Below are 18,813 nucleotides of genomic sequence, written 5' to 3'. Positions count from 1 at the left end.
CCCGTGACCGCCGCACCCCCCGGCACCGACGCCGCGAGGGCGCTCGCCGAGCGCTACGGGCTCAAGGCGCTCGCCGCGCGCCCGCCGCTCAGCGAGTACCTCCGCGACCTGTGGACCCGGCGCGGGTTCATCCTCACGCTCTCCTCGAGCCGCTCGGAGGCGCGCTACCAGAACAACCAGCTGGGCCGGCTGTGGTCGGTGTTCAACCCGATGCTGCTGATCCTCAGCTACTTCCTCATCTTCGGGGTGCTCCTCGGGACCCGGCGCGGGGTCGACAACTTCATCGGCTTCCTGTCCATCGGGGTCATCGTCTTCGGGGTCAGCGGCTCGGTCATCTCCAGCGGCGCCCGAGCGGTCACGGGGAACACCGGTCTGGTCCGGGCGCTGCGCTTCCCGCGGGCGGTGCTGCCCGTCTCGGTGGGCATCACCGAGATGCTGGCCAACCTCCCGGCGTTCGTGATCCTCGTCGTCCTCATGCTCGCCAGCGGTGAGCGGCCCACGTGGGCCTGGCTCCTCTTCCCGCTGGCGCTCGTGCTCCAGGCCGTCCAGATCATCGGGATGGCGCTCATCGCCGCCCGCATCACGCACGGCTCGCGGGACGTCGCCAACCTCATCCCGCTGCTGCTGCGGCTGCTCCGGTACACCTCGGGGGTGTTCTTCTCGATCAGCCACTACACCGCGAACCTGCCGGCGGCCGTGGGGTACGTCATGGAGTACCAGCCGTTCGCGCTGCAGCTGACGATCGTCCGCCAGAGCCTGCTCGCGGAGTACCCGCTCGGGCTTCTGCCGTGGGTCGCCTCCGCCGCGTGGGCGCTCGTGCTCATCGTCGGGGGACTGGTGTTCTTCTGGCGCGGGGAGGCGAGCTATGGCCGCGGCTGAGCGCACTCCGTCGGTCGTCGTCTCGCACCTCGACATCGTCTACCGGGTCTTCGGCTCGCGCGCCCGCACCGGCGGCTCCGGCGGGCTGCGGGGCCTCCTGCGCGGCGACGGGCGGGCGCCGCGCACCGTGCACGCCGTCAAGGACGTGTCGTTCGTCGCGTACCACGGGGAGTCCATCGGCATCATCGGGCGCAACGGCTCGGGCAAGTCGACGCTGCTGCGGGCCATCGCGGGGCTCATCCCCCCGACGTCCGGCGAGGTGTGGGCCGACGGGTCGCCGGCGCTGCTCGGGGTCAACGCCGTGCTCGAGAAGTCGCTGTCGGGGGCCAAGAACATCTACATCGGCGCCCAGGCCCTCGGGATGAGCAGGTCCCAGGTCGACGCGGTCTTCGACGAGATCGTCGAGTTCTCCGAGCTCGGCGACTTCATCCACCTCCCGATGTCGACGTACTCCTCCGGGATGGCCGCCAAGCTGCGGTTCGCGATCTCGACCGCCACCTCGCCGGGGGTCCTCATCATCGACGAGGCCCTCGCCACGGGGGACGCCCACTTCCGCGCCCGCAGCCACGAGCGCATCACCGAGCTGCGGGGCCGGGCCAGCACCGTGTTCCTCGTGTCGCACTCGGCGAACACCGTCCGGGACATGTGCGACCGAGCGATCTGGCTCGACGGCGGTGTGCTCGTCGCCGACGGTCCCGTCGACGAGGTCGTCGACGCGTACGAGGCGGCCGGCCGCGGCAGCAGGTGGTCGCCCACCGACGCGCCGGAGCCGGATGTCCCGGGGGTCGAGCGGTGGTTCTCGCGGGACCGGTACACGACCTCGGCGCTCACCTCGTCGAAGGCGTTCGAGGCGGGCACTGACCGGGTCTTCCTCGCCGCCGGCCAGGACCTCTCCGTCGCCCTCGCGACGGTGCCCGAGGCGGTGCGCTCCGCCGCGCCCGTCCTGCTCGTGCGGTCCCGGACCGTGCCGCCCCCGACGCTCACCGAGCTGCGCCGCCTCTCGCCGGCCGAGATCGTCCTCGTCGGGGACGAGACGGCGGTGCTCCCGGCCGTCGAGCAGTCCCTCACCGACGCGGGGTTCACCGTCCGCCGGGTCAGCGGCGACGGCCCGTGCGGGACCGTCGCGGCCCTGGCCGGCGGCGTGCCGCTCGGCACCCCCGTGCACCTCGCGCCGCACGGCGACGAGACGGCCGTCCTCGTGGCGGCGCTCGAGGCCGTCCGCGACGACGGGGTCGTCCTCCTCACCGGCGAGGACGGCGTCCCGGGCGACGTCCTCGACGCGATCGACACCATCGCGCCGCACACCGTCCGGGTGCTCGGCGACGCCGACGCGGTCCCGGAGTCGGTCGTGCGCGCGGTGCGCCCGCTCACCGACGGCGCGGTGCAGCGGGTGCTCAGCCCCTCGCCGGCGGAGGCGTCGGCTGAGGTGTCGGCCACGGGGGAGCGCACCGAGGTCGACGTCGTCTACATCGCCAAGGCGATCGGGGACGTCGTGACGGGCGCGGTCATCGCGGGCATCGCCGGGGCGCCGCTGCTGCTCGTCGAGCGGGACGAGGTGCCGCGCAGTGTCGACGAGGAGCTCCGCCGCCTGCGGCCGGCGCATCTCGTGATCTTCGGCGGCGCGGGCAGCATCTCGCCCGACCTGCGCCAGCAGCTCGCCGACTACGTCGAGGGGTCCGAGGACTCCGAGGGCGAGACGCTCGACGGGATGTTCTGAGCGCTCCCGGTCAGACCGAGTCGGCCCGGCGGTACTCCTCGTAGTTGTGCCCGAACAGCCCGGCCAGGGTGCCGGCCCCGGAGGCGAGGCGACGGACCGCGAGCGACCGCAGCTCCGGGCGCACGAGGCTGAGCGGCGCGAGCACGACACCGTGCCCGGTCCGCGCGAGCGCGCGGGCGAGCACCTCCAGAACCGTGCGCGGGCCCGGGTCGAGCAGCCGCCTCGCCACGGTGTCGCCGGCCCCCGAGCGGTACGCGCGGCGCACGTACCAGCCCCAGTCGAGCCGGGCGGCGCCGATGTGCTCCTCGACGACGGCCTCCTCGCACCACTGCACGTCGAAGCCCTCGCGGACGGCCCGCAGGAAGAAGTGCAGGTCGCTGGACCCGGTGTGCCGGAAGGCGTCGTCGAAGGGCACGTCGAGCCGCTCGAGGACGGCGCGGGAGACCAGGGCGTTGTTCGTGTAGGCCTTCGTCATCCGCTCGCCGGTGCGATGCCGCCCGGTGGGGTCGAACAGGTCGCTCGTGCGGGCCCACCCGGGAGCGTCCGCGGGGAGCCGGCGCCGCGCCGGGCCGGTGACGGCGTCGGCCCCGGAGGCCTGCCAGTGGCCGACGAGGGCCGCCAGCCACCCCGGCGGGGCCTCCTCGTCGTCGTCGACGAAGACGAGGGCGTCGGCCCCGGCCTCGAGGGCGAGGGCGACCGTGCGACGCCGGGCGGCCGGGATGCCGGGGTCCGGCTCGACCTCGTAGGTGACCGGCCAGGGGAGCGTCTCGCGCAGCTCGGCCGCGACCGCCCGCGAGCTGCCGTCCGGGTCGTTGTCGACGACGACGAGCGCCGGGCGCACGTCGTCGAGGCCGGTCTGCGCGGCCAGGCTGGCGCCGAGCCGCCGCAGGCCGTCGGGTCGCAGCCGGGTGGCGACCCCGACGACGACGAGGGGGCTCGCCGGGCTCAGGGGGAGACCTCGGCCGGCCCGTCGAGCGCGACGGTCAGCGGGGCGCCGGTGGCCTCGCGGACCTGCTCCTCGGTGACGTCGGGGGCGAGCTCGCGCAGGACGAGGCCGTCGGCGGTGACGTCGATGACGGCGAGGTCGGTGATGATCCGCTGGACGACCTTCTTGCCGGTGAGCGGCAGCGAGCACTCCTGGACGATCTTGTGCGAGCCGTCCTTGGCGACGTGCTCCATGAGCACGACGACCTTCTTCGCGCCGTGGACGAGGTCCATCGCGCCGCCCATCCCCTTGACCATCTTGCCGGGGATCATCCAGTTCGCGATGTCGCCGGTGGCCGACACCTGCATGGCGCCGAGGATCGCGGCGTCTACCTTGCCGCCGCGGATCATCCCGAATGACGTGGCGGAGTCGAAGTACGAGGCGCCGCGACGGACGGTGACGGTCTCCTTGCCGGCGTTGATGAGGTCGGGGTCGACGGCGTCCTCGGTGGGGTAGGCGCCGACGCCGAGGATGCCGTTCTCGGACTGGAGGACGATCTCGACGTCGTCGGGCACGTAGTTGGGCACGAGGGTCGGCAGGCCGATGCCGAGGTTGACGTAGGCGCCGTCCTCGAGCTCGGTTGCGGCGCGGGCGGCCATCTGCTCGCGGGTCAGGGGCATCTCAGACCTCCGTGCTCGGGGTGACGGTGCGCTTCTCGATGCGCTTGTCGGCGACCTGCTCGGGGGTGAGCGGCAGGACCCGCTGGACGTAGATGCCGGGCAGGTGGACCTCGTCCGGGTCGAGCTCGCCGGGCTCGACGAGCTGCTCGACCTCTGCGACGGTCACCCGGCCGGACATCGCGCACAGCGGGTTGAAGTTGCGGCTCGACTTGTTGAAGACGAGGTTGCCGTGCCGGTCGCCCTTCCAGGCGCGCACGAGCCCGAAGTCGGCGACGATGGCGTGCTCGAGGACGTACTCGCGGTCCTCGCCGTCCCGCTCGAAGACCCGCACCTCCTTGGCGGGCGAGGCCACCTGGACGCCGCCGTCGGCGTCGTACTTCCACGGCAGGCCGCCGTCGGCCACCTGGGAGCCGACACCGGTGGGGGTGAAGAACGCCGGGATGCCGGCGCCGCCGGCCCGCAGGCGCTCGGCGAGGGTGCCCTGGGGCGTCAGCTCGACCTCGAGCTCGCCCTCGAGGTACTGCCGGGCGAACTCCTTGTTCTCCCCGACGTACGAGGCGATGATCCGGCGGATCCGGTGCGCCCCGAGGAGGATGCCGAGGCCCCAGTCGTCGACCCCGCAGTTGTTGGAGACGACCTCGAGGTCGGTGGTCCCGGCCCGGTGGAGCTCGGCGATGAGGACCGAGGGGATCCCGCAGAGCCCGAACCCGCCGACGGCCAGGGTGGCCCCGTCGGCGATCCCGGCCACGGCCTCGGAGGGGGTGGCGACGACTTTGTCCATGCCGGGCACTCTAGTAGCGCCTGCACCGGGCCCGGCCCGTGCCCCCGGCACACCGCTGCCGCCGAGGCACGTGGTCACCAGCCACTCCTTACGGGGGCCGGGTTTCTCCGTTCCGGACCGGCGAAGTCCCAGATCAGCGTATGTTCGCGCCACCACGGGTGGCGTGCAGGGCGCCGCGCGGGCTGCACGGGAGGAGTGCCACGTGGCACCGGTCGGCATGAGGACGCGTGCGGTCGTGGCGGTGGTCGCCGCCGGGCTGCTGGGCTCGGCGGGGGTGGCCACCGGAGCCGTCGGCCCGCCCACGTCCGCACCCGGGGTCCACCGCATCTCGGGCGCGGACCGGTACGAGGCCTCCGCACGGATCAGCGCGTCAACCTTCGGTCCGGGTGTCCCGGTCGCGTACGTCGCGACGGGCGAGAAGTTCCCCGACGCCCTCTCCGGCGGCCCCGTCGGCGGGTACAACGGCGGCCCCGTGCTGCTCGTCCGGCCCCGATCGGTGCCGTCGTCGGTGGCGGCCGAGCTGACCCGGCTCACCCCGGGCCGCATCGTCGTCCTCGGTGGGTCGGCGTCGGTGTCGGCCGAGGTCCAGCAGGCCCTGCGCAGCTACACCAGCGGCACCGTCACGCGCATCTCGGGCGCGGACAGGTACGACGCCTCCGCGCGGATCAGCGCGTCCACCTTCGGGACCGGCGTCCCCGTCGCCTACGTCGCGACGGGCGAGAAGTTCCCCGACGCGCTCTCCGGCGGCCCGGTCGCCGCGCTGGAGGGCGGGCCGGTGCTGCTCGTTCGGCGCGGCTCGGTGCCCCCGTCGGTGGCATTCGAGCTGGCACGGCTCTCCCCGGACCGCATCGTCGTCCTCGGTGGGTCGGCGTCGGTGTCGGCCGACGTCGCCGAGGACCTGGCGGAGTACACCGACGGGCCGGTCCACCGCGTCTCGGGCACCGACCGCTACGCGGCATCGGCCGCGATCAGCCGGTCGGTCTTCGCCGCCGGGCTCGAGGTCGTCTACGTCGCGACCGGCCTGAACTTCCCCGACGCCCTGTCCGGGGGCCCGGTGGGGGCGACCAACAGCGGCCCGGTCCTGCTCGTCCGCAAGGACGCGGTGCCGGCCTCGGTCGCGACCGAGCTGGAGCGGCTCCGGCCCCGGCGGATCGTCATCCTCGGGGGGTCCGCGTCCGTCTCGACGAACGTGCAGGCCGCGCTCGACGCCTTCATCACCGACGACCCCCCGCCGTCGATCCGCGGCCGGGTCACCCAGGACGGGGGAGCGGGCGGCCCGCTGGCCGGGGTGGCGGTGACCCTGTCCGGTCCGTCGCTGGCGGGTGGGCCGGCGTTCGCGACGGCGACCGACGCCAACGGCAACTACCGCTTCTTCGGCGTGCCCCCGGGCGACGACATCGTCGTCTGCTTCGACGGGCGCAGCGCCACGGGAGGCACGCTCGCCGCCTCGGGGTACGGCGACGAGTGCTGGAACGACGTGCGGGACCCGGCGCTCGCGACCCCCGTGACGGTGACCGCCGGCTCGGTGCGGGCCGGGGTCGACGCCCGCCTCAAGGGGCTGGGCGCCACGAAGCTCCGGATCACCGACAGCGCGGGGACCGGGCTGAACAAGGTCAACGTGTACCTGTACGGGCCCGGCTCGGCCCGCGTCGACCAGCGGACCGGCTCCACCGGCTACGCGCGCTTCGTCGGGCTGTACCCGGGCACCTACCGGGTCTGCTACGACACCTACGACACGACCAGCGGCCTGGCCGGCCCGTACGGCTACGACGACTTCACCGACTGCGAGGGCCCCGGAGCGAGCCTGGCGCCGACGGTCACCGTCGCCTCGGGGGACCCCGGTGACGTGGCACGCAGGATCACGGTCACCGCCTCGGGGATCGTCGAGGGACACGTCGAGGACCCGGCCGGCAACGCCGTGGTCGGTGCCCGGGTCACCGTCCTCAACGAGGTGGTACCCGGCGACGGGATCGTCGCCGACGGGGTGACCTCGTCCGACGGCGGCTACCAGATCGGCGACGTCCGCGGTGAGCAGCCGCACCGGGTCTGCGTGTCCGCCACCGGCTTCGCCTCGAGGTGCATCGACGGCGTGCAGGTTCGGGAGGCCCGGTCGACCGCCCTGGACGTGACGCTGCAGCGCGCCCCCTGAGTCCGTGTCTGAGCGGATCCTCAGCCGGTCGGCTGCAACTCCTGTGACTGCAGTGTCCCCCCGTGGTATGTGTGGCACCCTGTTGGCGTCCAACCCCCCCTGCACCTGGACCCACCATGACCTCTGTCGCCCTTCGGCGTTCCCTGTCCGTGCTCGTCGCCCTCGTTCTGGCGACGGCTCTTCCCGTCGCCCTCACGGGCCCGACCGTGGCCGTGGCCGAGCCCGCGCCCGTGCCCACCGCGCTGCGCTCCTACGAGCTCGACCCGGTGCCGACCGAGGCGGCGCTCGCCCCTGAGAGCGGGCGGTCCGTCGCCCCGGCCCTCCGCGACGAGGCCCGCTCGAGCGAGGTCCGGCTCGACGGGCGCGCGCACGTCGTCGGTGTCACCTGGCCGCGTGGGTCCGTCGCCGAGGACGCGACCGTCGAGATCCGTGAGGAGCGCGACGGCGTCTGGGGCGACTGGCGGGTCCTGGACAGCCACATCGACGAAGGCCCGGACCCCGACACCGCGGAGGAGGACGGGAGCCGCGGCGGCACCGCGCCGTGGATCTCCACGGCCGACGCCCTCCAGGTGCGGGTCACCGGCGACACCGAGAACGCGGGGCGCAGCGCCCGCCTCGACGTCGTCGACGCCACGACGACCGAGGCCGACCGGAGCATCGCGGCGAGCGCCGCCGGAGCCGCGGCGGCCGCCGGGACCAAGCCCGTCATCCACACCCGCGCGCAGTGGGGCGCGGACGAGAGCATCCGGCACGCCAAGCAGTACTATGGCGAGGTCAAGGCAGCGGTCGTGCACCACACGGTCGGGTCCAACGACTACACGGCGGCGCAGGTCCCCAGCATCATCCGCGGCATCTACGTCTTCCACACCAACGGTCGCAACTGGGGCGACATGGGCTACAACTTCCTCGTCGACCGGTTCGGCGGCACGTGGGAGGGCCGGTACGGCGGTATGACCAAGGCCGTCGTCGGCGCGCACTCGTACGGGGTGAACAGCCAGACGAGCGGGACCTCCGTCCTCGGCGACTTCACCTCGGCGACGCCGCCGCAGGCCGTCGTGACGGCCCAGGCGAAGCTCATCGCGTGGAAGCTCGGCCTCAGCTACGTCGACCCGTCGGCGAGCACCTACCTCGACGGCCAGGGCACGATGCCGACGGTCATCGGGCACCGTGACGTCTACTCCACCTCGTGCCCGGGCCCCAAGCTGTACGCCCGTCTGCCCGACATCCGCTCGGCCGCGAAGTCCTACCAGGGCGCGATGTTCTACGACCCGTCGATCAGCCGCCAGTCGTACTCCTACGGGGGGCTCGGGGTCACCGTCCGCGCCAAGGCCGGCAAGGCGCTGTCCTGGACGCTCACCGTCTCGAGCGTGTGCCGGAACGGGTCCGTTCACACCCTGCGCGGCACCACCTCGTCCGCCGCGTGGTTCGAGGCAGCCTGGGACGGGCGCCTCGGCAACGGCGACCCCCTGCCTCCCGGCGACTACCGGGTCGAGCTGAACGCCGGGACCGGTTCGGGGGAGCGGGACACCGCGCTGTCCGCGAGCTGGCCGCTGACCGTCAACACCACGAGCAAGGCGCCGCCCGGGTACTGCCCGCCGCGGCTCGCCGGCGCCGACCGCTTCGCCGTCGCCGTCGCGACGAGCCGCGAGCGGCTGCCCGACAGCACCTCCGTCGTGCTCGTCAACGGGCACGACCAGGCGATGGCGGACGCGCTCGTCGCCGGCCCGCTCGCCGCCCGCACCGGGTCGGTGCTCCTGCTCACCAGCGCCTCGTCGCTGCCGTCGGTGACCGCGGCCGAGGTGTCCCGCCGCGGCGTCCGCACGGTGACGATCGTCGGCGGCACCGCGTCGGTCAGCCAGGGCGTCGAGTCCCAGCTGCGCGACCTGGGGGTCACGACGATCTCCCGGGTCGGTGGCTCGGACCGGTACTCGGTGGCCGCCAACGTGGCTCGCCGCGTCGTCACCGGCAGCTCGGCCCCCGACGTCGTCGTCGCCAGCGGACGGCAGAGCTCCATCGCCGACGGCCTCGTCCTCTCCGGGCCCGCCACCGCGTTGCGCCGACCGATCCTGCTCGTGGCACCGACCGTGATCCCCGAGGCCACCGCGACCGTGCTGAGCGACCTCGCGGTCCGCCGCAGCGTCGTCACCGGTGGCACCGCCTCGGTGTCGGCGGAGGTCCTCGACCAGCTGCCGTCCGCCAAGCGGATCGGGGGTCAGACCCGGTACGACGTCGCCGTCGGGGTCGCGTCGTGGGCGAAGTCCCTCGGCGTCCCGGCCGGCTCGGTGCTCGTCTCGTCGGGCAAGCAGAGCGCGCTCGCCGACACCCTCTCGGGCGGCCAGCTCGGGCGGCCGATCCTCTACGTCCGGCCGGAGAGCGTGCCGTCCCCGGTGGTCACCTGGCTGCGCGGCAACACCGCGCTGACCGAGGCGACGGTCGTCGGCGGGACGGCGAGCGTGTGGCTGGTGACCGGCGGGACCGTCCAGCGCGAGGTGCTCGGATGACGATGCGGCGCCGCGCGGCGGGGGCTGTCGCCCTCGCGGCGATCGTGCTCGCCGCGCCGGCGGCCGTGGCCGCCGAGCCGCAGCCGGTCTGGGGGGTGGACCAGGCCCGCCCGGCGCCCGGCGGTGACCCGGCTCCGGACACCGCGGCGGCGCCCGGCGGGTCCGTGGCCGCCGTGGAGGCGGCCGCCTCGTCCACCTGGACCCTGTCCGGGGCCGGCTGGGGCCACGGGGTGGGGATGAGCCAGTACGGGGCCATGGAGATGGCCCGCGACGGCTTCTCCGCCGCCGACATCCTCGGCCACTACTACACCGGCACCGACTACACGCTCGTCGCCGACACCGACCGGCTGTCGGTGAACCTCCGGCACGCCGTCTCCTCGACGAGCTTCACCACCTCGACGCTCTCCTCCGGTGGCGGCACGCTCACCGTCGTCGCGGGCGGGACCTCGACGTCCGGGCCGGCCGGCACGACGGCCACGGTGACGGCGTCCGGGTCCGGGGTGAAGGTCAGCTGCCCGGCCTGCTCGCCGGCGACCTCGCTCACCGGGTCGTCCGCGGCCGTGTACTGGGACGACGACCGCACCCTCGTCACGAACGACGGCACCCGCTACCGGGACGGCTCGATGACGGTCACGCGCACCCCGAGTGCCTCGACCCTCGAGGTCGTCGCCCGGGTCACGGTGCACGACGAGTACCTCGACTACATCCGCGAGGTGCCGTGGTCGTGGCCGAGCGCGGCGCTGCAGGCCCAGGCGGCCGCCGCCCGCGGCTACGCCCTGACCGCCTTCGTCGGCGGGATCCGCAGCACGTGCAACTGCCACGTCTACGACACGACCCAGAGCCAGGTCTTCGGCGGGTACCCGACGTCATCCGAGCTGAGCTCCTGGCAGGCGTGGCGGGCCGCGGTGCGGGCCGCGGGCTCCTCGAGCCGCGGCTACGTCGCCACGTACGGGGGCAAGGTCATCCAGGCGTTCTACTCGTCGTCGTCCGGCGGGCGGACCCAGAACAGCGAGGACGTGTGGTCCTCGGCCGTCCCGTACCTGCGCAGCGTCGACGACCACTGGAGCCTGCGCGAGAGCAACCCGCGCCGGGCCTGGACGTCCCGCCCGTCGCGTAGCTCGCTCGCCTCCGCCTTCGGGCTCGCCGATGTCGCCGCGCTGGACCTGTCGTCCCGCGTCGAGTCCGGCGCCGTCCGCACCGCCACGGCGACCTCGGCCTCGGGGTCCACGGCGAGCATGAGCGGCGAGACGCTGCGGTCCCGGCTCGGGCTGTACTCGACGTACGTGCAGCGACCCACGACCCGGTACAGCGGCCCCACCCGCTACGACGTCGCCGCGGCCGTGTCCGCCTCGCACCTGCCGGCGGCCACCACCGTCGTCATCGCGAGCGGGGAGGTCGCCGGGCGGGCCGACGCCGCGGTCGGCGGTCCGCTGGCCCAGGCCCTGGGCGCGCCACTGCTCCTCACGAAGTCCGGCGACGTGCCGACCGCCACCCGCGTCGAGATCGCGCGGCGGGCCGGGACGCTCGAGAACGCCGTCGTCGTCGGCGGGGCCGGCACCGTCGGCGCCGAGGTGGTCACCTACCTGCAGTCCCGCGGCCTGACCGTGAGCCGGGTGGGCGGCTCGGACCGCTACGCCGTCTCCGCGAACGCCGCCCGTCGCATCGGCGCCGAGGGTGCCGTGCCCGCGGCCGTCGTCGCCTCCGGCACCGCCCTCGCGGACGCCCTCGGCGCCGGGGGCCCGGCCGGCGCCGAGGGGGAGCCGATCCTGCTCACCCGCAGCGGCAGCGTGCCCGCCTCCGTCACGAGCGCCCTCGACGACCTCGGCACGACGGGGATCCGCATCGCCGGCGGCACGGCGTCGGTGAGCAGCGGCGTGCAGGCCACCCTCGACGCCCGGCCGCGCACCGTGGTCACCCGCCTGGCCGGGGCGGACCGGTACGAGGTCGCCGCCACGGTCGCCCGGTTCTACCTGCCCCGGCTCGCCGACCAGACCGGGGTCTCCCTCGCGAGCGGCTCCGACGCGGCGCTCACCGACGCGCTGACGGCCGGCAGCCGCCCGCAGATCACGCTGCTCGTCCGGGCCGAGGCGCTCCCCGGGGCGTCGCGCACCGTCCTGCAGCGTGCCGGCGACCTCGAGGGCATCAGTGTCATCGGCGGGCCCGCGTCGGTGTCCGCCGACGTCGTGACGGCGGCGGCTCGCAGCTGACCTGTGCCCGCTTCCCGTGCGCGCCAACGAAGTACAGGTGTGTAATTCGTCGGAACGTGTTGCGGCGGTCGGTGACAGGTGGGACAACTGAGGTGCTGGGGTATCGGCTGTGACGCGTGAGACGCGTGTGACTGCTGTCCTGGCGCGCCCGGTCTCCCTGCCCCCGGGCGCTACACCGTTCAGATGGAGCTCTCGCGTGTCCCTGCCCAAGACTGCCCCGTCGTCGCCCTGGCGCCGTCCCGCGCGCACTCTCGGGGCCCTGTCGGCCTCGGTCATCGTGCTGCCGATCGCCGCCGGAGCCGCGCACGCCGCGACCGTCCCGGTCCCCAAGCCCACCCGGACCCTGCCGAGCACGCTCGACGTCGCGCCGCCCTACCAGCCGGGCACGCTGTGCCTCGCCGAGAGCCAGCCGGGGCCGATCGCCTTCGCGAAGCTGCTCAACCGGACGTACGGCGAGCACTCCTACGGGGTGCTCCGGCGGTGCGACCAGGAGCACGGCGAGGGGCGGGCGCTGGACTGGATGCTCGACGCCCGCAAGTCCGCCGACCTCGCCATCGGCAACGCCGTGACCCGCTGGCTCGCGGCGCCGGACGACAAGGGCCGAGCGGGCGCGATGGCTCGCCGGTTCGGCGTCAACTACATGATCTGGAACCGCCAGATCTGGAAGGCCTGGGCGCCGGAGCGGGGCTGGGCCGCGTACACCGGCTCCTCGCCGCACACCGACCACATCCACATCTCCTTCACCTGGGACGGGGCCTACGCCACGACGTCCTGGTGGACCGGGGTGCCCGTCGTCGACTACCTCACCGGTCCCAAGGGCGGCACCGGCCCGACCTCGGACGACCTCGCGGACTACGTCGGCACCGTGCTCCGGCTCGGCTCGCGCGGCCAGGCCGTCGCGGTCCTGCAGCAGGCGCTCGGCGGCATCGCCGCCGACGGGTCGTTCGGGCCGGCCACCGAGACCCGGGTCAAGCAGTACCAGCGCTCGATCGGCGTCCAGCAGACCGGCGTCGTCGGCAGCACCGTGTGGAAGGCGCTCATCGCCGGCGCCGGCAGCACGGGCTCCGGCTCGGGCTCGGGCTCGGGCTCGGGCACGAGCACGGGGACCGGCACGGCAGGGTCCGGCTCCACCTCGACCCCCCCGGCGCCCCCCTCCGCGAGCCTCGCGGAGTACGTCGGGACCACCCTGCGGCTCGGCTCCCGCGGCGAGGCCGTGCGGGCCCTCCAGGGTGCTCTCGGCGGGCTCACCGTCGACGGGTCGTTCGGGCCGGCCACCGAGACCCAGGTGAAGCGGTTCCAGCGCTCGATCGGCGTCCAGCAGACCGGCGTCGTCGGCCGCACCGTGTGGAACGCGCTGCTCGGCAAGAACGTCACGAAGACGCCGTCGACCTCCGAGTCGTCCTCCTCGTCCTCGTCCTCGTCGTCCTCGTCGTCCTCGTCGAGCCCGCTCGCGAAGTACGCCGGGGTCACGCTGCGGCTGTGGAGCCGTGGTGAGGCCGTCAAGGCGATGCAGCGGGCCATCGGGGGTCTTACCGCCGACGGCAGCTTCGGGCCGAAGACCCTTGCCCGCGTCCAGGCCTGGCAGAAGAGCAAGGGCCTCGCGGTCGACGGGGTCGTCGACGCCAAGGACTGGAAGGTCCTCATGGGCGCGAGCGCCACCTCGACGTCGACGAAGACCGGCTCCGCGTCGTCGTCCTCCTCGAGGTCCACCTCCGCCACCGCGTCCCGTGGGGTGTCGACGGCCGGCACCTCCACCGAGCTGACGGCGTACAAGGGCACGACGCTGCGCCGGGGCTCCTCGGGCTCGGCGGTGCGGGCCCTCCAGCGGGCGGTCGGCGGGCTCGCCGTCGACGGCCGCTTCGGCCCCAACACCGAGAGCCGCGTCAAGGCGGTGCAGCGGTCGGTCGGCCGCTCGGCCACCGGGGTCGTCGACCGCGCGACGTGGGACGCCCTGGAGCGGCGCGCCCACCCGCTCCTGCCCTACTGGGGCACCGTCCTCAAGCGCGGGTCGCACGGCTCCGCGGTCAAGGCGCTCCAGAAGGCGCTGCGCATCACCGCCGACGGCTCGTTCGGACCGCAGACCGAGGCCGCGGTCAAGGCTGCTCAGGGCTCGGCGCGGATCGCCCGGACCGGCGTGGTCGCCACCGTGACGTGGAAGGCCGTCGAGGCGCGGATGCGCTGAGGCAGAACCGACCCGACCGAGGGCGTCACCCGTGCCGGGTGACGCCCTCGGTCGTGAGCCGGGCCGCGAGCACGTCGGCGTCGGGGGCGCCGCGGGTCAGCACGACCGAGCCGTCGGCGGCCCACGCCTCGAGGGTCGTCGCGAGGAAGGCGGCGACGTCGGTGGTGGCGGTGTGCACCCGGCCACCCGTCGGCGCCGCGGGCACGAGGGCGGCGAACGGCACGACGCCGTCGGTCGTCACCAGGGCCGGGTCGTCGGGGGCCGGTGCGTCGTACGGGTCGAACAGGTCACCGTGGGTCGCGAGCTCGCGGGCCTCGTCGACCCCGCCGTTCGGCACCGACCCGGCCGCCTGCCGGGCCAGCGCCGCGAGGGTCACGACGACGAGGCGGTCCGCGCTCGACGCGCCCGCGGTGCCAGGGTCGTCGGTGACGAGGACGTCGACGGGGGCGTCCACCTCCACGTCCCCGACGACGACCCGGGCCCCGACCGCCCAGGCCGCGAACGCCCAGTAGAGGGTGCGCCAGTGCGGCGGCAGGTCGAGCCGCACCTTGGCCCCCGGGCCGACGTCGAGCTCGTCCTGGAGGAGGTTGGCGGCCTTGGCCACCCAGTTCGCGAGGACCCGGGCGGACAGCTCGATCCGCTCGCCGCGGGTCGGGCCGTCGGTGTCGTCGTAGTACGTGACGCGCGGGCGGCCGGGGTCGGCCTCGACGAGTCGGGCGAGGAGGGCGGCGGGTGGGGTCGTGGAGGCCATCGCCCCGCACGGTAGCAACGCCCGCCACGGCTAGGCTCGCCTGTCATGAGCCGCGCCGCCCCGACTCCCTCCGCCGCGGGCGCGGTCCTGACCCGGGTGGGCCTCGCTGCGGGGCTCTGGCTCCTCGTCACCGCCCTCCTCGGCGGCGTCCTCGCGGCGGCCGGCTGGTGGACCCCGTGGGTGGGCTGGCCGGTGGCCGTACTGGCCGGCGCGCTGGCGGGACGGGCGGTGCTCAGCCTGCCCGGGGTGCCGCTGGGGCGGGGGGCGGCGGCCGCGATGGTCGTGCTGTGCGCCGGGTTCGCGGTGTACGCGGGCGTGACGCACTCCGAGCACGTGCTGCCGCGGCGCGACGCGGCGAGCAACCTCCAGGCGGCCATCAGCCTGGCGGCCACCCACGAGCGGGTCGTCCCGGTCGACGTCTCGGTCATCGGCGGGCCCGCGCCGCTGGAGCGCGGCGACGTGACGGTCGCCAGTGCCGCCTTCTACCAGGTCGGCCCGCCGGACGCCCCCGCCGTTCAGCCGCAGTTCCTCATGGCCCCCGCCGTCGTGTACGGCTACGGGGTGTGGGCCGGGGGCCCCGCGACGGCGCAGGTGCTCCCGGCGCTCGCCATGGCCGTCGTCCTGCTCCTCGTCGGGCTCGTCGTCGCTCTCGTGACCCGGCCCTGGTGGGGGGTGGCGGCCGTGCCGCTCACCGGCGCGCTGTTCCCGGTGCTCAACGTCGCTCGCGGCACGTACTCCGAGCAGCTGGCGCTTGTCACCCTCGTCGGCGGGCTCCTGGCCCTGACCCTGGCGGCCGGCCGGGCGGGTGACGAGGGGCGGCGGCTCGCGCTCGTCGGCGGTCTGCTCGTGGGCGGGACGGGGCTCGCCCGCATCGACTTCCTCCGGGAGCTACTGCTGCTCGTGCCCTTCCTCGCCGTCGGTCTCGCCCTCGGGATGCGCTGGGTGCGGCCCGCGCTGGCGGGGCTGGCCACGACCACGGTGGGGTCGCTGGCGCTCGCGTGGGGGCTGTCCTACCGGTACCTCGGCGACATCTACGCGAGCCTCCTGCCGCTGTTCGCCCTCGTCGCCGTCGTCGGGGTCCTGTCGTGGGTCGGGCTGCGGCTCTGGCGCTCGGGCCGGCGACTGCCCGGCGTCGTGGCCGCCCGGGCACCCGACGTCGTCGCGGGCCTCGTCGTCGTCGCGGGGGTCGTGCTGTGGTCGCGGCCGTGGTGGATGACGGTGCGCCAGGACCCGAACGACCCCGGCGCCCGGTACGTCGCCGGCATGCAGGAGCGGCAGGGCCTGCCGGTCGACGGGGGGCGCACCTACGCCGAGCACACCGTCGACTGGCTGTCCTGGTACGTCGGCTGGGCGGCCCTGGTCGTCGCGCTCGTCGCCCTCGCCCTCGTCCTCCGGCGCGCCGTCGAGCGGCTGCGCGGCGGCGACCTCGCGCCGTGGGCGCCGGCCCTCGTCGTGGCCACCGGCTCGACGCTGCTCACGCTCCTGCGCCCGGGCATCACGCCCGACCACCCGTGGGCCGACCGGCGGCTGCTCATCGCCCTGCCGTTCGTCGTCGTCCTCGTCTGTGTCGCGGCCGCCTGGGTGGCGGAGCGGCCGCGCGTCGCCGGGCGGGCGTGGGGGCCCCCGCTCGTCGCGGGGCTGCTCGTCGCCGGCGTGGGCGTCCCGGCCGTGCTCGCCACCTGGCCGTTCCGCGGGGTGGGGGTCGAGCGCGGGTCGCTCGCCGCGGCCGAGCGGGTGTGCGCGGCCCTGGAGCCCGGCGACGTCGTACTCGGCATCGACAGCCGCGCCTCCTCGGAGTGGCCGCAGACGGTGCGCGGGATGTGCGGGCAGCCCTACTTCGTGGCCTCGACCGCGGTGCGCCAGGACCCCGAGCGGCTCGCCGGCGTCGTCGACGAGCTCGCCCGGGGCGCCGCCGGGAGCGGGGGGCGGCTCGTCGTCCTGGCCGCGGACGGGCCCGAGGCGATCGAGGGTCTCGGGCTCGAGCCGCGGCCGGTCGTCGACATCCGCTTCCGGGAGGAGGAGCACGCGCTGGACCGGCCGCCGGTCAAGACCGACCGTGGCGGGGTGCGGGTGTCGGTGGCGCCGGTGCCGGCTCCGTGACCGTCAGACGCGGCTGAAGGCGTCCGCGGCGCGGCGCTGCACGGCTCCGCAGGTGAACGCGTCGACCGCGACGACGAGACCCGGGCGGGTGGAGCGCGGCCCGTACGGCGACCCGTCGGGGTGCACGACGTGGCCGCCGGCCTCGGCCACCATGAGCGTGCCGGGCGCGTGGTCCCACGGGTTGGAGCGGGAGTACACGATGTAGTCGGTGGCGCCCTCGATGAGCTTGGGGTAGTCGACCCCGCAGCACACCCAGGACAGCGTCATCGCGGGCAGGCCGTTGAACGCGTGCCCGCGCAGCGACCACATCGAGGTGACGCCGACCGGCTCGCGGTCCTCGGCGACCGGGGTCGTCGTCATCCGCCGGCCGTCGCGGTAGGTGCCCGCACCGCGCTCGGCGACCCACGTGACGTCGTACTCGGGCTGGTGGATCCACGCGCGGACGGTGTCGCCGCCGAGGACCTCGGCGACCATGACCGCGTGGTCGGGGGAGCCGTGGACGAAGTTCTTCGTGCCGTCGACGGGGTCGACGGTGAACGCGTGCTCGGCGGCGAGATAGCGGTCCATGAGCCGGTGGTCGGCCGCGAACGCCTCCTCGCCGAGCACGACGGCGTCCGGGTAGGCCGCGCGGAGCCGGTCGGAGATGAGGACCTCGGCCTCGCGGTCGGCGACGGTGACGAGGTCGCCGGGGTTCTTCTCCATCACCTCGCCCGCGGAGAGCGAGCGGAACCGGGGCGTGATGACCTCGGCGGCGACCTCGCGCAGGAGGTCGGCGACGGCGTCTGTCGAGAGGCCGGACATGGAGCCAACCTCCCACACGGGCCGGACATCGCCAAACCGGCCCGGCCGGCCCCGCCGGGCCGGCTCCTCGTGGTGAACGTCGGTGTCCTTGCAGGTCACGGTGGTCGCGGGCGCCCTAGAGTGCCGCCATGGCGAGGTTGCGGCGGGTGTCACCGCGGTCGACGGGCTGGACGCGGCGACGCGTCGGCCGTGGCTTCTCGTACCGCGACGCGGGCGGTGAGGCCCTTCCCCGCGAGGAGGTCGAGCGGATCCGGGCCCTCGCGATCCCGCCCGCGTGGGACGACGTGTGGATCTGCCCGTACCCCAACGGCCACATACAGGCGGTCGGCACCGATGCGGCCGGGCGGCGCCAGTACCTGTACCACCCTGCCTGGCGGGCCAAGCGGGACGAGCTGAAGTTCGACCGGGTCAAGGGGGCGGGCACCCGCCTCGCCAAGGCCCGCGAGCGGATCATCGACGACCTCGCCGGCGAGGGGATGCCGCTGGCCCGGGCCGCCGCGACGGCCACCCGGCTCCTCGACCTCGGCTACTTCCGGATCGGCAGCGACGCCTACGCCGATGCCAACGGCTCCTTCGGGCTCACCACCCTGGAGCGGCGCCACGTCCGCCGTCAGGGGGGCGACCTCGTCTTCGCCTTCGTCGGCAAGTCGGGCATCGAGCACTCGATCGTCATCAGCGACCCGCACGTCATCGCGTCGCTGAACTTCATGCGCCGCCGGCGCGGGGGGTCCCCCCGGCTGCTGGCGTACAAGGCGGAGGCCCGGTGGGCCGACCTGCAGGCGTCCGCGGTCAACGAGTACATCTCGACGATGGTGGCCGAGGACCTCACCGCCAAGGACTTCCGCACGTGGCACGCGACGGTGCTCGCGGCCGTCGCCCTCGCCGAGTCGCCGGAGCCGGGGGAGACCAAGGCCTCCCGGCAGCGGGCGGTCAAGGCGGCGGTGGAGGAGGTGGCGGCCTACCTCGGCAACACCCCGACCATCGCGCGCCAGTCCTACATCGACCCCCGGGTCATCGACCAGTACGAGGACGGGGTGACGATCGCCGAGACGCTGCGGCGGCGGTACCGCGACGACGCGAAGCGCCAGGCGGCGGTCGAGAAGGCCGTCGCGCGCCTCATCGACGGCGCCTGACCGTTCG

General features: G+C 74.7%; 13 protein-coding genes. 8 read left to right on the top strand and 5 right to left on the bottom strand.

All coding sequences use genetic code 11. The features are described from left to right. Positions 1-3: 3 nt before the first annotated feature. Together Q0963_RS04050 and Q0963_RS04045 are read left to right on the top strand one after the other, a co-directional pair. Complete coding sequence (locus Q0963_RS04050) at positions 4-879, top strand: ABC transporter permease (RefSeq protein WP_299442949.1); 876 nt, start codon at positions 4-6, stop codon at positions 877-879. Further along, a complete protein-coding gene (locus Q0963_RS04045) occupies positions 866-2,596 on the top strand; it encodes an ATP-binding cassette domain-containing protein (RefSeq protein WP_299442946.1) in 1,731 nt (576 codons plus the stop codon). Before Q0963_RS04050 ends, Q0963_RS04045 begins: the two co-directional genes overlap by 14 nt. A gap of 10 nt (positions 2,597-2,606) precedes the next feature. Here Q0963_RS04045 and Q0963_RS04040 read toward each other — a convergent pair whose 3' ends face one another. Genes Q0963_RS04040 through Q0963_RS04030 form a run of 3 tightly spaced genes read right to left on the bottom strand, consistent with a single transcriptional unit; the run spans position 2,607 to position 4,982 of the window. Continuing rightward, positions 2,607-3,545: a glycosyltransferase family 2 protein gene (locus Q0963_RS04040; RefSeq protein WP_367180029.1), complete on the bottom strand. Its 939-nt coding sequence runs from the start codon at positions 3,543-3,545 to the stop codon at positions 2,607-2,609. After that, positions 3,542-4,201: a CoA transferase subunit B gene (locus Q0963_RS04035; protein WP_299442943.1), complete on the bottom strand. Its 660-nt coding sequence runs from the start codon at positions 4,199-4,201 to the stop codon at positions 3,542-3,544. Before Q0963_RS04035 ends, Q0963_RS04040 begins: the two co-directional genes overlap by 4 nt. A gap of 1 nt (position 4,202) precedes the next feature. After that, entirely contained in the window at positions 4,203-4,982 is a 780-nt protein-coding gene (locus tag Q0963_RS04030) for a CoA transferase subunit A (RefSeq protein ID WP_299442940.1), read from the bottom strand. Between the two features lie 202 nt (positions 4,983-5,184). On the opposite strand from Q0963_RS04030, the gene Q0963_RS04025 reads away from it, so the two are divergent. The 4 genes from Q0963_RS04025 to Q0963_RS04010 all read left to right on the top strand — a co-directional run bounded on the left by Q0963_RS04025 (position 5,185) and on the right by Q0963_RS04010 (position 14,021). Next, positions 5,185-7,131: a cell wall-binding repeat-containing protein gene (locus Q0963_RS04025; RefSeq protein WP_299442937.1), complete on the top strand. Its 1,947-nt coding sequence runs from the start codon at positions 5,185-5,187 to the stop codon at positions 7,129-7,131. Between the two features lie 116 nt (positions 7,132-7,247). Continuing rightward, positions 7,248-9,632 (top strand): cell wall-binding repeat-containing protein, encoded by a 2,385-nt coding sequence (locus Q0963_RS04020; RefSeq protein WP_299442934.1) that lies wholly within the window; start codon positions 7,248-7,250, stop codon positions 9,630-9,632. Beyond that, entirely contained in the window at positions 9,629-11,839 is a 2,211-nt protein-coding gene (locus tag Q0963_RS04015; RefSeq protein WP_299442931.1) for a cell wall-binding repeat-containing protein, read from the top strand. Before Q0963_RS04020 ends, Q0963_RS04015 begins: the two co-directional genes overlap by 4 nt. Before the next feature lie 196 nt (positions 11,840-12,035). Continuing rightward, the gene (locus Q0963_RS04010) at positions 12,036-14,021 is read left to right on the top strand and encodes a peptidoglycan-binding protein (protein WP_299442928.1); all 1,986 of its coding nucleotides are present in this window, start codon (positions 12,036-12,038) and stop codon (positions 14,019-14,021) included. A 25-nt stretch (positions 14,022-14,046) separates the two neighbouring features. On the opposite strand, the gene Q0963_RS04005 is transcribed toward Q0963_RS04010, so the two are convergent. Next, positions 14,047-14,772, bottom strand: a complete 726-nt coding sequence (locus Q0963_RS04005) for a TIGR03089 family protein (protein ID WP_299442925.1) — start codon at positions 14,770-14,772, stop codon at positions 14,047-14,049. A gap of 45 nt (positions 14,773-14,817) precedes the next feature. Here Q0963_RS04005 and Q0963_RS04000 point away from each other — a divergent pair, with 45 nt between their 5' ends. Continuing rightward, the gene (locus tag Q0963_RS04000; protein WP_299442921.1) at positions 14,818-16,872 is read left to right on the top strand and encodes a hypothetical protein; all 2,055 of its coding nucleotides are present in this window, start codon (positions 14,818-14,820) and stop codon (positions 16,870-16,872) included. A 3-nt stretch (positions 16,873-16,875) separates the two neighbouring features. Here the strand turns inward: Q0963_RS04000 and Q0963_RS03995 are convergent, their stop codons facing one another. Beyond that, complete coding sequence (locus Q0963_RS03995) at positions 16,876-17,673, bottom strand: inositol monophosphatase (RefSeq protein WP_299442918.1); 798 nt, start codon at positions 17,671-17,673, stop codon at positions 16,876-16,878. A 128-nt stretch (positions 17,674-17,801) separates the two neighbouring features. On the opposite strand from Q0963_RS03995, the gene Q0963_RS03990 reads away from it, so the two are divergent. Beyond that, positions 17,802-18,806 (top strand): DNA topoisomerase IB, encoded by a 1,005-nt coding sequence (locus tag Q0963_RS03990; RefSeq protein WP_299442915.1) that lies wholly within the window; start codon positions 17,802-17,804, stop codon positions 18,804-18,806. The last annotated feature ends 7 nt before the right edge of the window (positions 18,807-18,813 follow it).

This window comes from uncultured Phycicoccus sp., from assembly GCF_947495705.1.
Classification (GTDB): domain Bacteria; phylum Actinomycetota; class Actinomycetes; order Actinomycetales; family Dermatophilaceae; genus Phycicoccus.
The sequence above is the reverse complement of the archived record's forward strand: the minus strand, read 5'-3'. Positions and strand labels throughout refer to the sequence as shown.